At 62.8% G+C, this 14,518-nt stretch carries 15 protein-coding genes; 9 read left to right on the top strand and 6 right to left on the bottom strand.

Going from position 1 to position 14,518, the window contains the following annotated elements; translation table 11 throughout:
• The first annotated feature begins 220 nt into the window (after positions 1-220).
• Entirely contained in the window at positions 221-2,629 is a 2,409-nt protein-coding gene (locus tag D7006_RS19690) for a DUF3141 domain-containing protein (RefSeq protein WP_237354258.1), read from the top strand.
• A gap of 22 nt (positions 2,630-2,651) precedes the next feature.
• Here the strand turns inward: D7006_RS19690 and D7006_RS19685 are convergent, their stop codons facing one another.
• Both D7006_RS19685 and D7006_RS19680 read right to left on the bottom strand, forming a co-directional pair.
• The gene (locus D7006_RS19685) at positions 2,652-3,305 is read right to left on the bottom strand and encodes a 3-oxoacid CoA-transferase subunit B (RefSeq protein ID WP_237356954.1); all 654 of its coding nucleotides are present in this window, start codon (positions 3,303-3,305) and stop codon (positions 2,652-2,654) included.
• A gap of 35 nt (positions 3,306-3,340) precedes the next feature.
• Positions 3,341-3,994: a CoA transferase subunit A gene (locus D7006_RS19680; RefSeq protein WP_237354257.1), complete on the bottom strand. Its 654-nt coding sequence runs from the start codon at positions 3,992-3,994 to the stop codon at positions 3,341-3,343.
• Positions 3,995-4,630: 636 nt separating this feature from the next.
• Between D7006_RS19680 and D7006_RS19675 the strand changes: the two genes are divergently transcribed.
• Complete coding sequence (locus D7006_RS19675; protein ID WP_237354256.1) at positions 4,631-5,932, top strand: site-specific integrase; 1,302 nt, start codon at positions 4,631-4,633, stop codon at positions 5,930-5,932.
• Between the two features lie 36 nt (positions 5,933-5,968).
• Here the strand turns inward: D7006_RS19675 and D7006_RS19670 are convergent, their stop codons facing one another.
• On the bottom strand, positions 5,969-6,229 hold the full coding sequence (locus D7006_RS19670; protein WP_237354255.1) for a helix-turn-helix transcriptional regulator: 261 nt from the start codon (positions 6,227-6,229) through the stop codon (positions 5,969-5,971).
• A 151-nt stretch (positions 6,230-6,380) separates the two neighbouring features.
• Between D7006_RS19670 and D7006_RS19665 the strand changes: the two genes are divergently transcribed.
• The 3 genes from D7006_RS19665 to D7006_RS19655 are packed head-to-tail and all read left to right on the top strand — an operon-like array spanning position 6,381 to position 8,315.
• On the top strand, positions 6,381-7,358 hold the full coding sequence (locus D7006_RS19665; protein ID WP_237354254.1) for a YafY family protein: 978 nt from the start codon (positions 6,381-6,383) through the stop codon (positions 7,356-7,358).
• 55 nt (positions 7,359-7,413) lie between these two features.
• Positions 7,414-7,860 (top strand): hypothetical protein, encoded by a 447-nt coding sequence (locus D7006_RS19660; RefSeq protein WP_237354253.1) that lies wholly within the window; start codon positions 7,414-7,416, stop codon positions 7,858-7,860.
• A gap of 17 nt (positions 7,861-7,877) precedes the next feature.
• Entirely contained in the window at positions 7,878-8,315 is a 438-nt protein-coding gene (locus D7006_RS19655; protein ID WP_237354252.1) for a hypothetical protein, read from the top strand.
• Between the two features lie 347 nt (positions 8,316-8,662).
• Here D7006_RS19655 and D7006_RS19650 read toward each other — a convergent pair whose 3' ends face one another.
• Positions 8,663-9,565, bottom strand: a complete 903-nt coding sequence (locus D7006_RS19650) for a hypothetical protein (protein ID WP_237354251.1) — start codon at positions 9,563-9,565, stop codon at positions 8,663-8,665.
• Positions 9,566-10,810 (bottom strand): MBL fold metallo-hydrolase, encoded by a 1,245-nt coding sequence (locus D7006_RS19645; RefSeq protein WP_237354250.1) that lies wholly within the window; start codon positions 10,808-10,810, stop codon positions 9,566-9,568. It lies immediately after the preceding gene.
• A gap of 466 nt (positions 10,811-11,276) precedes the next feature.
• Between D7006_RS19645 and D7006_RS19640 the strand changes: the two genes are divergently transcribed.
• The 3 genes from D7006_RS19640 to D7006_RS19630 all read left to right on the top strand — a co-directional run bounded on the left by D7006_RS19640 (position 11,277) and on the right by D7006_RS19630 (position 12,378).
• The gene (locus D7006_RS19640; RefSeq protein ID WP_229646290.1) at positions 11,277-11,468 is read left to right on the top strand and encodes a DNA-binding protein; all 192 of its coding nucleotides are present in this window, start codon (positions 11,277-11,279) and stop codon (positions 11,466-11,468) included.
• 52 nt (positions 11,469-11,520) lie between these two features.
• Positions 11,521-11,835, top strand: coding sequence for a hypothetical protein (locus tag D7006_RS19635; RefSeq protein ID WP_229646289.1), 315 nt, complete (start codon positions 11,521-11,523; stop codon positions 11,833-11,835).
• Positions 11,836-12,123: 288 nt separating this feature from the next.
• Complete coding sequence (locus D7006_RS19630; RefSeq protein ID WP_237354249.1) at positions 12,124-12,378, top strand: hypothetical protein; 255 nt, start codon at positions 12,124-12,126, stop codon at positions 12,376-12,378.
• Positions 12,379-12,475: 97 nt separating this feature from the next.
• Here the strand turns inward: D7006_RS19630 and D7006_RS19625 are convergent, their stop codons facing one another.
• On the bottom strand, positions 12,476-13,324 hold the full coding sequence (locus D7006_RS19625; RefSeq protein WP_229646287.1) for a hypothetical protein: 849 nt from the start codon (positions 13,322-13,324) through the stop codon (positions 12,476-12,478).
• Positions 13,325-13,479: 155 nt separating this feature from the next.
• Here D7006_RS19625 and D7006_RS25450 point away from each other — a divergent pair, with 155 nt between their 5' ends.
• Complete coding sequence (locus D7006_RS25450; protein WP_371744967.1) at positions 13,480-14,484, top strand: hypothetical protein; 1,005 nt, start codon at positions 13,480-13,482, stop codon at positions 14,482-14,484.
• Positions 14,485-14,518 lie beyond the last annotated feature (34 nt).

Genomic DNA, 14,518 nt, shown 5'->3' with positions numbered 1-14,518 from the left:
TATCCTGAAAGATTTTCTGTCTACGCGGACTACCCCCACCCGATAAGAATGGAATCATCTTTAATCGGAGGTTCCGTTCTCCAGCTAAGCCGGCTCAACTGATTTGATCCACAGCAGACACCTTATTGCAGCATTGTTCCGCTAAGGAGATGGTTGCAGTCTTTATTTCTCCGTGCGCGCGACGCGACCGGCATAGACTGCCGAGTCACGGGAGAGTGCGGTGAATACTGCGGACAGCAAGACGGGCGATCGCAATCCGTTCTTCGCGGCTGTAACCGACGGCAACGCATGGACGGCCCGCCAGCGGGACCTTGCTCTTACCGCCCAGCTCTCTGAATGGTCGACGGTGGGTGAGCTGACGTCGAAGGCGGCCGGACGGCATTTCAACAACATCTCGGCCACCCATGGCGACCGCCTGCGCGCCACATTCAATGCCTTGACCGGCCTCGTGGCCGAGGTGACCAAGCCGCGCGCCTCGCCCCTGTCCCTGCTCGGCGAATTCCGGGAATACGCCACCGACCGCACCCAGCGCGCCATCCTGATGGCGGATTGCCTGCGCGAGCGCGGCGACACCTTCTTCGCCCACGAGGCCGCCGGCTGCCCGCCGGTGCTGATCTACGACTATGAGATTGCCGTGGACGGGCGTCAGCTGCCGCGCCCTTGCAACTACATGCTGCTGAAGATCACTCCGCCCGAGGACATCGAGGTGCTCGACTGGAAGCGGCCCTACGTCATCATCGACCCGCGTGCCGGCCACGGCGCCGGGATTGGCGGATTCAAGGCTGACAGCCAGGTGGGCGTGGCGCTGAAGGCGGGGCATCCCGTCTACTTCACCGCATTCTGGCGCAATCCCGAGCCGCGACAGACGCTCGCCGATGTCGCCCGCGCGGAGGCCTCGTTCGTCCGCTATGTGCAGGAACAGCACCCGGAAGCGCCCAAGCCGGTGGTCATCGGCAATTGCCAGGGCGGCTGGGCCACGCTGGTGCTCGGCGCCTCCAATCCCGACCTCACCGGACCGCTGGTGCTCAACGGCGCGCCGGTGGAGACCTGGTCCGGCGATGTGGGCTCCAATCCCATGCGCTACAATGCCGGCCTCCTTGGCGGGCAGGTCCAGCCCATGTTCTGGTCCGACTATGGCGACGGCGTCTTCGACGGCGCCTGGCTGGTGCTGAACTTCGAAATGCTGAATCCGGGGCGCACGTGGTTCCGCAAATATTACGACGTGTTCGAGAAGGTGGACACCGAGCGCGGCCGGTTCCTGGAGTTCGAGAAGTGGTGGAGTGGCTTCTTCCTGCTCAATGAGCCGGAGATCGTCTGGATCGTGCGCGAGCTGTTCGTCGGCAACAAGCTTGCGCGCAACGAGGCCCGCCTTGAGCACGGTCGCGTTCTGGACGTCAAGCAAATCCGCTCGCCCATCATCGTGTTCGCCAGCCACGGCGACAACATCACGCCGGTCAAGCAGGCCGTGAACTGGATCATGGACGCCTACGCCGACGAGACCGAGATCAAGATCCGCGGCCAGCGCATCGTCTACATGGTCCACGATTCCATCGGCCATCTCGGCATCTTCGTGTCCTCCTCCATCGCCCGGCGCGAGCACCAGGAGGTGGCATCGACCCTGAAGACCATCGAGGCTCTGGCGCCCGGCCTCTATGAGATGATCATCGAGGACGAGATCCAGGAGGGCGCCGACAAGCACTTCACCGTCTCCTTCTCGGAGCGCCGCCTTTCCGACCTGCCCGGCTACGGCGACGGCCGGCAGGACGAGGTGCCCTTCGGCGCGGTGGAGCGCGTGTCCGAACTGCAGGGCGAGCTCTACGACATCTGCGTGCGGCCGTGGGTGCAGGCCTGCGTGACCAAGGCGAGCGCGGAACTGGGGCGGCAGCTTCATCCGCTCCGGCTGCAGCGGGGGCTCATGTCCTCGCGCAACCCCTTCCTCGCCGCGCTGCCGGGCGCGGCCCAGACGACCGCGCAGAGCCGCCAGCCGGTCGCTGAGGACAATCCGTTCGTTCTGGCCGAGAGGCTCGTCGCCGATGCCATCGAGCAGAGCTTCGACATCATCCGCGACGTGCGCGACGCCTGGTACGAGACGCTGTTCTTCAGCATCTACGCCACGCCACAGATGCGCTGGTTCGGCCGCAACTTCAATTTCGAGCGGACGCACAAGTCCAGGGAAGAGCTGATCGGCCTTCCGGAAGTGCGGTCGGCGCTGCTGCACCTCTCGTCGGGTGGGTTCGTGGAGGCGGTGATCCGCATGCTGATCCTCCTGGCAGACGCGCGTGGCACGGTGCGGCGCGACCGGCTGGAGCGGTCCGCCCGGGTGCTCACCAAGGACGAGCCCTTCCGCTCGCTGAAGACGGACCAGCGCGCCCAGATCATCCATGAGCAGAGCCTGATCGTGGAATATGCCGGTCCCGCGGCCATCGAGACCCTGCCGCTTCTCCTGCGCACGCCGGAGGAGCGGCGCCGGGCGGCCGAGGTGGTGCAGTTCGTCCCCGGCGCGCTGTCCGACATGGAGCCGCGCACCCTCGCCATGCTCCAGCGCTTCCACGACGTGCTTGGCCTGCCCCCGGCGACCATGGATGTGCTCACCGATCCGCTCGGCACCCTGACGGAAGCGGCGCAATAGCGCCGCCCCCACGCAAGGGTAATCAGCCGATCCGCATCTCGGGCACCTCATCCTCGATGATGAGGCGCGACGACGTCTGGGCGAGGATGTCCTCGACGCGGACATCGGGGCCGCGCTCGCGCAGCAACAGGCCCTCGCGCGTCGGCTCGATCACCGCGAGTTCGGTGACGATGAGGCTGACGCGGCGCATGGCGGTGAGGGGCAGGGTGCATCCGGGCACGATCTTGGCCTCGCCCTTGGCGGAATGGACCATGGCCACAACGACGCGCTTGGCGCCCGCGACGAGGTCCATGGCGCCGCCCATGCCGGGAACCATCTTGCCCGGCACCATCCAGTTGGCGAGATAGCCCCGCTCGTCCACCTGCAGGCCGCCGAGTACGGTCATGTCGAGATGGCCGCCGCGGATGATGCCGAAGCTCATGGCGCTGTCGATGGAGGCCGCGCCCGGCACCGCGGTGACGAAGCCGCCGCCGGCGTCCGTGAGGTGCGGGTCCTCCATGCCTTCCGGCGGGCGGGCGCCGAGGCCGATCACCCCATTCTCCGCCTGGAAGTAGACGCCGTAATCATGGGGAATGTAGTTGGCCACCATGCTGGGCAGGCCGATGCCGAGATTGACCAGCATGCCGGGCTTGATCTCCTGCGCCACCCGGCGGGCGATCACTTCCTTGGCGCTCATGCCAGCGCGGGGGCGGTCCATCACCTTGGCATCCATCACGCTGCCCTCGCGAGCATGTGGTCGACGAGCACACCCGGCGTCTTCACCGCATCGGGCGGGATCACGCCGATCGGAACGATCATCTCCGGCTCCACGATGACGGTGCGGCCGGCCAGCGCCATGATCGGGTTGAAGTTGTGGGCGGTCAGCGAATAGAGCAGGTTGCCGGCATAGTCCGCCTGTTGCGCGGCGATCAGCGCGTAGTCGCCATGGATGGGCTTTTCCACCAGATAGCGCTTGCCGTCGATTTCGAGCACCTGCTTGCCCTCTTCCACTGGCGTGCCGATGCCGGTGGCGGTGACGACGGCGCCGAGCCCCACGCCGGCGGCGCGGATGCGCTCCACCAGCGTGCCCTGCGGCACCAGCTCGACCTCGATCTCGCCCGCGATCATCTTCTGCTGGATCTCCGGGTTGAGGCCGATGTGCGACATGATCGCCCGGGAAACGGCGCCGGCGCTCACCAGCTTGCCGATCCCCTTGCCCGGCATGGCGGCATCGTTCGCCACCACGGTGAGGTTCTTCACCCCGCGCGCCACCAGCGCGTCGATCATGCGCTCGGGCGTCCCCACGCCCATGAAGCCTCCGATGAGCACAACGGCACCGTCCGGCACGATGTCCGCCGCTTCCTCCGGTCTGATCGCCTTCCTCATGTGCCCCCTCCCTCGCTCCGCCGCCGCTTCGGGGTAGCCGACCCTCGTCTGGCGGCCCGTGCGACGACGATTTCCTCGTTGGTCGGAACCACCATGATGTGCGCTCGGCTGAAGTCGGTTGAGATCACCCGCGTGGTGCGGTCGATGTCTCACCTCCGAAGCTTTGGCGCGGGGGAGGTCGCGCCCAGCAAGGCGAGCGCGGGTGTGAGAGCCGCCGAATGGTTGGCGGTTTCCGCAGGCTTCGGTTCAGAGCTTCAGTTGGCGGAGCGGCCTGGTCGGCGGGGAAATGAAACTCTTCCGCTTGCCGGCCGCGTTGATCAACGAGGGTGGGACGACCCTCCGATACCGGAAAGCGCCGTGGCGAGTGGGCTGCAATCAGGCAAGCCGCTGGATCTTCCCATAAACGTACCCTCGAGTGTGTATCACCGTGGGTAAGTCATTGAAATATGGGAAAAATGGCGCTCCCAAGGGGACTCGACCCCCTGTTTTCGCCGTGAGAGGGAGAATGCATGAGCATTAGCGGACTAAAGTGGATCACGCTAGATCGTTGAATCACAATATGTTAAGCCGTGCCCGTTCGCGGGGATCTGCTGGCGTTCGTCTCCACTTACTCCCCAGAATCTTCCCATTCTTCCCATGGCCCGCACCGTCCGAGATACAGCCCTCGAAACTCGCACCGCCCGAGCACGACTTGCCGTGCGGGGCGAGCCCTATTGGAAGCAGCTTGATGGCGGGCTCGCTCTCGGCTACCGGCGAAAGAAAAGCGGCGGCAGCTGGCTTGCCCGGCGATGGGATGGCGAGCGCAAGCGCTACACCGAACATGCGCTCGGCTCGACGGACGACGTGCAGGATGCGGATGGCGCGGCGCACCTGTCCTTCAGCCAGGCCCAGGCAGTGGCCCGTAATTGGTACCAGGAAGAGGAGCGCCGTGCGCTGGGGCTCTCTGCCAGCACCGGCCCCTATACGGTGGCGGATGCCTGCGATGACTACATGGCACATTATGTGGGGAAAGGCGGCCGCTCGGAATATGCCACCCGCCGGGTCATCGAGATCCACATCCGTCCATCGCTCGGCGGTGTGGAACTGGCGAAGCTGACCACGCGCCGCATCCGAGATTGGCATCGGGGCATCGCCACCGCCCCCAGGATGGTCCGCACCAAGAGCACCGCCAAGGAACGAGCCACACGAGCGGTGGATCATGACGACACGGATGCGGTGCGTTCGCGACGCGCCACCGCCAATCGCATCCTCACGGTGTTGAAGGCGGCCCTGAACCACGCCTGGCACGAACGGCACATCAGCAGTGACGAAGCGTGGCGCGCAGTGAAGCCCTTCGCTGCGGTGGATGCGCCGGTGATCCGCTATCTGAAGCCCGCCGAATGCACGCGGCTGGTGAACGCTTGCGCGGAGCCACTTCGTGCGCTGGTGCGCGGCGCACTGCTGACCGGTGCGCGGTACAGCGAACTGGCCCGCCTGAAGGTGGTGGACATCGATCTCGATGCTCGCACGGTCGCAGTGCGGGAGGCGAAAGGGGGCAAGCCCCGTCACATCGTCCTGACCGACGAAGCCACGGCGCTGTTCCGCAGCCTGATCCATGGCAAGGACGGGAGTGCGCTGGTTTTCGCGCGCGACGACGGTGGGCCTTGGAAGCCGGCGCAGCAGACACGGCCGCTGGCCGAGGCCTGCGCTGTGGCGACGATCGTGCCGGCCATCGGCTTTCATGTGCTCCGCCACACCCATGCCAGCACTTTGGCCATGGCCGGGGTGCCCATGGGCGTGATCGCGGCACAACTCGGGCATGCGGACACGCGCATCACTGAGAAGCACTACGCCCACCTCGCTCCGTCCTACGTGGCCGACACTATCCGCGCGGCCTTCCCGAAGCTGGGCATTGTGCCGGAGAGTAATGTGAAGGAGTTGGCACCTAAGAAGGGGTGACGCTTGGGGGGCAGAACCAGCGACTGCCGCTCTTGGTCACTCTCCCGGTGCTGCGCGAACTTGCTCCAGAATGCCGATTGCGTCGAACCCAATGGCCTCGGAGAGCGCCAGATACTCGATGACGTCGATGCGCCGTTCGTTGCGTTCGATGTCTGCGATGTACGACTGCGGCCGCCCGAGCTTTGCCGCGACCGCCGCCTGTGACAGCCCAGCCGCCTTGCGCGCCTCGATCATGAGTTCGCGCAGTCTGGCGTAACGGGGCTGACGAAGGTCGCGCGGCAATTCCGGCATCCGCATGGGGGAGCGGACGCCGGAATAATCGGCTTTTCAGATAATCGAGATTTCAGATAGAATCTCGCATTGCCGGGCTCATGCTTCGCCAATAGGTTGCATCATTGGGTGGTGCCCTGCTCCTGTGGCGGTCACCGGATAATTGCGGGCTTACGTCATGCGTTTCGACAAGGTGCGGGCGTCGCTTGAACTCGCATTGGATCTGGCCGCTTCATCCACCGGCCTCAGTCTGGAAGAGATCAGCGCTCGGCACGGCGTATCCCGAAGCACGGCGGAGCGCATGCGCAACCTCGTCGCCGACATGTTCGGGCCGCTGGAGCGCGTCCACGACGGCAAGATCGTCCGCTTCCGGCTTCCAAATCTGCCCAAGGGGGTTCGGTTCATCGCCACGCCCACGGCCGAGGAACTGGCGGAGTTGAGGAACCTCGCACAGGCCATGCAGGCGCGGGATCCGGCGCGGGCGAGCCTCCTGGACAGCCTGTCCAGGAAGATCAGCGCCGGCCTGCGCGCGGCGGACCGCCGTCGCCTTGAGCCGGACGTCGAACTGCATCTGGAAACCGAGGTCTGGGCTCATACACCGGGGCCGGCACAGCTCTGCAAGCCCGAGGTCCTGAAGGCCATCCGGCATGCCATCCTGGCCGCCGGGTTGCTCGAAATCCGGTATCGGAGGGTCGGGGACGAAACATCGCGGAGCTATCGGGCTGTCCCCTATGGGCTGATCTTCGGGCGGTCCCACTATCTGGTGGTGGGCTTTCCCGATAACGACCAGCCCCACCAGCTCCGGCTGGACCGCATCGACGCCGTTGCTGAACTGGAGGAGCGGGCGAGCCGCCCCGAGGGCTTCAGCCTGCGCGCCTATGCGGAACGCTCATTCGGGTTCTTTCAGGAAGAGCCGGAGCCCATCGAACTGGTGTTTGACCCGTCGATTGCACCGGAGTTCAGGGACCAGTCCCTGCATCCCGATCAGCAGATGGAAACGCTGGCGGATGGCAGCCTGCGCGTCACCTTCGAGGCGGGAGGTTTCTCCGAGCTCGCACAATTCCTGACCCCTTACGTGAATATGGTGAAGGTGATGAAGCCGGAGCGGCTGAGGGGGCTGATGGGCGCGGCGCCAATGGAGCCGGGCCAACCCTGATCGGCTCTGGTCCGGTCTCCGATCCAGCTGAGTTCACGATCAAAGGGAGCGCGTCATGCGCCGTATGGTCTTTCTGATGGGGCTTCTGGCCTCGATATTGCTCACGAACGCGGCCTTCTTTTTGTGGCCGAGCCCGGGCTACGCCCTGAACCGACAGCTGGAGCCGATCCAGCCGGGGCTCTATTCATCGGGGCAGGACGGTGGCTGCGATGACCCGGACAGCAAGGACCGTATGCTCATCTCCAAGTCCGAGATTCATCTCTACGAGACCCACTGCCGCATCCGCCGCATCTCCGCGCAGGGCTATTTCTACGAGATCGACACCGATTGCGAAGCCGAGGGAGAGCGGGGAAGCATCAAGTTCGAGATTGCCCCGCTTTATCTCGGCACCCTCGCTGTCCAGCTGAGAAAGGGCGGCCTGCTGTCGGGGACCGGCGACCCCATCCTCTACCGCCTGTGCGCCGTGCCGCAGCACAGCCCGAAGGCCGACAACTACCGCTGAAGCAAGGAGGCCAGACCATGACGGCACATGTGACCGAGCCCGCCCAAGCCCCGGAGGAGGTGCGGGAGAACGGGGCTGAGCCTTCAGCGGCGTGCGTGGGCATCTTCTGGTTCGTCATGCGTGGCGGCCGGCCTGAGCTCGCCTCCTGCAAGACGCCGTGGCAGGAGGCGGAAGACTACGGAGACTTCAAGACCGAGCCCACGGCCCACTATGAGTTCTGGCCGACCCTGCAACGCCGACTCAAGGTTATCGGAGAATACGAGGATTGGCCGCGTGGTCGCGTGGTCTACAACGTGCGGGACGGCCGCTTCACGGTCTATATCGACCGGCAGCTTGCCGGCGCCCCCTTCAAGACCTATCTGCTGGCCCACTTCGCCCTGCCGGCGGACAAGACCACGTTCGCCTTCGACGCCCATTACAGCGGAGCAAAGTTCAAGGTGAAGGGGCAACCCTGAAGCCCGCCCGCACCGGCACATCTCACAGTTCCGGCCGGTTGAGCGCTCTCCATCACTTTGGAAAGAGAGCGCTTTCACCGGCCGGTTCTGTCAATAGACGGCCTCGCGTGAGTACAATGGGGTATAGCTCGGGGCGCCGAGAGCTTGTTCGATGCCGCAGGCACCAGGCACAGTTTCAGCCTCGGCAATTGGGCTGGCTTGCTGCGCACCCTGCCGGACGAGTGCCGCGAACTTGTTCTGGCGGCCATCGAGGAAGCTTCCGTCCCGGCACCGGGCCGGAGCGGATGCGGAACAACTCTTGCAGACGCTGGCGGCGGGGACACGGAACGGGGACTGAGGTCGCCGGCTCACAGTTTCAGGCGCATGCCCGAGGACTTACCCCGGGCCAAGAAGCGCCCTGATCCAAGGTGCTTCTCGAGCCGAGTAAACAGAGGCATTAGGATTCCGTCGCGCTGTTGTTCTGTGAACCCAAATACCACGAGGCGTACATCATCAGGCTTTGTGAGATGCAGCGTTTCACCATCCGCGATGCGACGGATGGCAGGCGACAAAGAACGTGCACGGTCGCTCATTTCTACGATACGTGAAATATCTTTCGCGATTATCTGATAATTTGTTGTAATTTCATCGCGATTTTGAATCAGAAAACGGTCGTAACCTTTGATTTGTGCGATAACCCCCTTGTCTTCGTTATCTGACAACTCCGCATTTCCGAATAGCTTTGCCTCCCAGAAAACCAACTCAATTCTGGATGCGCGCTCCTCGAAAGTAGCAAAATCAATACGTGGGACGCGGCGGCCCTCGGCATCTTCTCGAAACGCGATCTCGACATCGACGAGGTTCGTGTTGGCTTCGGCGATCTCCTGCACACCACGCTTTTCTTTGCCCGCGTAGCGCTGGGCCGCCTTCTTGAGCTTCTCCAGCGTCTCACCCGGGACGTAACGGTGCGTGAGGAGGAGAGTTGGATCGAAGCGGAACTCGCTTGTGGACGGGTCGAGAGCAATCTGACGCTTGAGATCTGGATTTAGGAGATATTTGGGGTGCGTTGTGGCGACAATCCCCCTCTCTTTCTTCATCTCTACCTTGAAGATGGACTGGCCGTGCCAATAGACATTAAGGTAGTTGTCGCGCACGCCGATGATGAGTCTCTCGTCCTGAAGCACGTCGCGCCACCAGCTTGGCCGTGCCGCCAACTCCGCAAGGGCATCCATCATGCCCGGCTTGCGGATGCCACGCTTGAACCCAGCCATTCAGACCTCCCACCATTCACCGTCGTGTCGCACGACGACGTTCTCGAACAAGGATGGAAACCGGTCCGCCTCGAAGGTGTGGATCGGCACGAGGGCGCGCGGCGAGATGGCCGCGGCGAGCCGCTTCAGATCGGGGATGGAGGCATGGCCCGACGTATGGACGACCTCGAAGCCGACGCCGTGCGCCTTCAGCATCGCGAGAAGCGCGGCGGTCTTCTCATCCTTCAGATAGCCGGCCCATTGCGACCAGATGGCATGGGCACCCGAGAGGCATCCGGCTTTCACCAGATCGTCGAGCAGGCTTGCCCGGAACAGCAGCACGTATCGCTCAGGATGCGCCGCGAGGTCTTCAGGATAAAGGCGACCGCTCTTGTGCCGTTCGATCAGGTCGAACCGCCCGGCCTTCTTCACCTTGACCCGCTGGTGCCACGGGGTGAACAAGGCCACCTCCGGCCAGGACGTCTGGGGAATGCTGTCCCTGCCCGTCGCGTGCAGCATCTCGGCGGCATAGAGATCGACCACCAGCTTGCGCCCGCAGCGTTTCGCCGCGCGGAAGATGGAGACCACCCGGTCGATGTTCTGGGCCGATGCGGCCACCAACGCCATGCCGGGCGTGCGACGGATGACGTCCGTCAGCGCGGCCTCGATCTCGGTCTCGGTGGGAAAGCGCGCATCTTCATCCAGCCGTCCGAGGCTCGATCCCTCCATCAGCATCACGTCGATGCCCTGGGGCGGCCGGCTCACCAGCCGCTCGAACAGGGCGCCTTTGCGGCCGTGGCTGCGGATGTCGCCTGAATAGAAGAGGCGCCGCCCGCCAGCTTTCACGGTCAGCGCATAGGCGTCGAACGCCGAATGGTCGACCAGATGCGGCGTGACTTCGAATGGGCCGATGCGCCGCGGCTGGCCATCCGCGAGGTGTCCGGCCGCCGAGATGGCCGGCAGGTCGCGAATGAAGAAGGCGGAGGCGTTCAGAATACGTTCGGTGGCCGAGCCCACGAAGATAGGCAACCCTGCATGAGCCCGCCCGAGCAATCCCCAATGGTCGCGATGGCCGTGGGAGATCACGACGCCGAGCAGCGACGGGTCCGGCTCCGAGAAGCCGGGTACAAGCGGAAGCATGATGTCATCGTTGGCATCGCCATCCAGAGGCAGGCCGCAGTCGAGCAGCAGGCGTTGCCCCTGGGCTTCCAGCTCGATCACGGAGCCGCCGATCTGCTTCGTCCCGCGATGGATACGCGCCCGCATGCTTCCCCCCATGCACCGGACACGAACCTCGGCAAATCGCCGCCGTCCGCTCCAGGCAGATCGCGGTCGAGCGCTACCACGCCGCTACGTCAAATCCGGATGCAGGAGGCGACGGGCGCCAAACGGAGCCGTCGACAGCGATCTTGTCGATGTTCGTCCGGCCCTTGCCGAGCGGGCGTGGGATGGCAAATGCGAGCACCCGCACTCAGCCTTGGCGGACGCGCTGTGTTCGCAGCGCCTATCCAGGACCCTACGAGATGATTGTCTGGATGCCGTTATCGGGTGACGGCCAATGCTGCCGCAGCTCCAGCCCGCCCCCGACGGCCTGCTTTAGCCCGAAGGTGAAGCCTCCGCGTAGAGGTCCCTCCCAATTGCTTCGAAGCCCAGCAAAAAAATCGCGACGGCGATGAGTCATCCGCGAAGCCGCCTCTATATCGTCGGAGCCAACATCAAATGGAGGCTGAATATGGCAGAAGAAAATGGGCATGGTGCCTTCTCAATTCTGCAGTTTTGTAAGTGGGCCGGGATCGGCCGGTCACTCGCCTACAAGGAAATCGAATCCGGACAGCTGAAGATCAAGAAGGTCGGCCGCCGCACTCTGGTCACCATGGATGCAGCTCGGGACTGGCTTAGTGGGCTGTCGGATGGGGCGGGCTGATGGAGCGGCGATCGAATATTGGACGCAGTTCAAGAGCGGAGATGGATAAATAATGACCAAACCACCAAAAGAATACTATGAGTATGTCTGCTCTCCAACGGACCATCTGACAGAGCCCGGATACGAATTTGATCAATACATGAGGGGTTTAAAAATTGAATACACTTTCGTCAATCTCGAATGGGCCAAGATCGGTAACATAACCTATTATTTTCGCCCCGGATTGATTGTGGTCGGTGATGGCGAGCCTGAACCCGAGAGGGGACTCGACGCCTTGCTTGCGCTGCTGGGGCGCAGTCGGTCTGAGGTCAAGTTCCCACTCAATCTTTATATACCGCCGGCGCTCGCGGGCGTTATCAAACCCTGAACGGAAAACGCGAGGGTCCGCTTGATAGAGCCGCTGCCGACTACGTTCGGTAGCGGCTCTTTTCGTTCGCGCTCGACGAATGGGTCCGGAAAATCAAACGCGACGCAGGTCATTGGTGTTCAGGCTGCACCTCGCGCACAATATCGCGATACCCCCCTTCGATCACCGATCGATCCACCCACCATCCACCCACCAACATCTGCATGACCACCAGCACTCCCTCTAGCCCCCAGCACCAATGCCCCCCTAGGCCCAATGCTGAGCAGGAGCGGGCTAAAGGAGAAAACCATGCCTAAGACCACCATCCAAACTGATGCCCCACTCCCCGATGACCCGCCCAAAATGGTGCAGGCCATCGATCGCCTCAACAGCCTCGGGATCATGTTCGAGCGCAAGACCCTGTACCAGCTCAAGATTGACCAGTGGAATTTCTACCCCGGCCGGGGGACCATCGTTCGTGATGGCGGCTTACCCGAGCAGGACAGGGGCCTGGAGGCATTGCTTGCGCGGTTGGCGCCAAAAACGCCCCTCTTAATCCATTGATTTATCGATTGCTTCGCCGGGCTCCGGGCGGAAGATGGGATACGGAGGCTCCGCTTATTGAGTATCTTCATAAGCGGAGCCTCCGTAAACAGCCTAATCAAGTCGGTTCTAACGTGGGGTACTTTGTCGCCATGCGCTCCGACTGGCCGCGTTTATACTCCGCATCCGTATAGCGCTCTTCAAAGGGCGCACGGTTGAAGGAGAGGGGCGGCTGGTAGCTCGCCTTGCTTCGGGCATCCGGGCCGAGTGACCGTGATGTCAACACCCTCCGCATTTCGACCCGCCCGGTCTCTCTGCGCCAAACGCCAGCCAATGTATTTAGATCAGTATTTTTTCGCCCGCTAATCGTTTTTTCCTTGGGCATTAGCCTGGGGTCTAGGCCCTTCATGCAGTACTGGAACCAGCGCCACTGGCTATGCACCGAATCGTCGCGATGAAAACGCGCGTTCATGAAACTCTCTGTGCCATCGGAGCCGTCTGATGCATTGTCAATATTATGCCACCATCGGTGAAATTCCTTTCGATACCGATCCGGAACATGTAGTGCTAAATGCGTGTGGTACCCAAGCGTCTTCCCGTTTTCATGCACTGCGTAATAGAATGCAGAAAGTTTTCGGTGTGCCATAAACTTGCGGAATCGATCGAGGAACTTTTCCAAATTTTGGGTAACAGCCTTGGCGCTGACGATATTTGCCACCTTCCACGCTATTGTCAGTTCTACGTTTAGAACGACGCCCTGATAGTTTGCAAAAAGTATAGAACTGTAAAGTTTGATGGCCTGATTGCGGCTAATATACTTGGTTGTCGCTGGGGGTGCCTTCCGCCAAGTGAATTCGGCTGAACGAGCGCCAACGGGAAAGGCCGGCGCAAAATGAGCGCCAAAGCGCGCCGTGACCTGCGGCTGAGTTGCAGAAGGGGGGAGGGGCTGAGAAGTCGGAAGGGACACCGAGGTTGACTCCAGGCAATTTATCCAAACGCCTGGGGGATGCCCAAGCTTTAGATATATAGTGTTTTGCTGAAATTTCAAGTTGGCGCAGGTCTGCGTTATATTGTCGCTGATGCGCGGGAAGCTTCGTCACCAATAAGCGTTTTGGTGACGAAATGACTGAAAATAAAGACACTTACGGCAATGTACGTCTCCCCCTTGTCCCACGGGATATTCTCCAGGAACATCACGTGTTTGAGGTGGGGGATACTCGATTTGCGAGCTGTGCGCGACTTTTGCAATCTTTGTGGCGTGCAGGGCGTGGACTTGCCGCCGGCCGGCATCGAGGGCGGGATGGGCGCCTCCGCGTCCTGGGCAGTCGCCTGGATCCTGCCGATGCGCGTCGTGGTCGTAATTTCCTTACCCCGGACATAGCTCGGCTGGCGCGCCGTGCCGTAGCCTATCGAGAATACGGCGCCCTCATCGATGAGCAGCGCCTGTGGGAGAATCTCCTGTCGAGCCAGCCGCTCACCTTCAACCTGTTCGCACTGTGCCAGGTGGATGAGGAACGCCGCCATCGCCTCTTCGAGCGCCTCTTCCCCGGCTTCTTCGGGAAGGTGGAGAAGCTGGCCTTCGAGCACTCGCCGGGGCGTGGTGACCCGCGCTATCTCGGTGACTACACCGCCTTCGACCTCTTCGTGAGCGGTACCTGCCCGGACGGTCGGCCCGCCTTCATCGCCATCGAGGTCAAGTATTCCGAGGATATGCGACAGCCGGGACGGAGCGGGTCTGCCCGGTATCGGGAACTCACCCGTGCCTGCGCCCTTCATCTCGATCCTGAGGCGCCGAGCCTTTTGACCGGTCACCTCGCCCAGCTCACCGCCGAGCATCTTCTGGCCGCTCTGATCCGGGAGCAGTGGGGGCAGGGTGCCCATGGCCTGTTCGTCACGATCGCACCTGCCGCCAACCGGGAAGCTTGGTATGCCGTGGAACTTTACCGCTCCATGCTCGACCGTCGGCCTGACGGGGTATCCTTCATGGCGATTGCCCTGGAGGATGTGATCGCGGCCGTTAGCGAAGCGGGTGACCCCGACCTCTCCGCGCGCCTGCATGCGCGGTACACGGACTTCTCGCCGGTTCATCGTCTCATCGACGACTGGCAGCCTTTCACCGAGGACTAATTTGGGCTGACGCAGGTCCGCTCTGTTGGGTGCG

Origin of the sequence: Xanthobacter sp. YC-JY1, from assembly GCF_021730305.1 — a bacterium.
Lineage (GTDB): Bacteria > Pseudomonadota > Alphaproteobacteria > Rhizobiales > Xanthobacteraceae > Xanthobacter > Xanthobacter flavus.
Note: the sequence above shows the minus strand (reverse complement) of the source record. Positions and strands in the feature narration are given on the sequence as shown.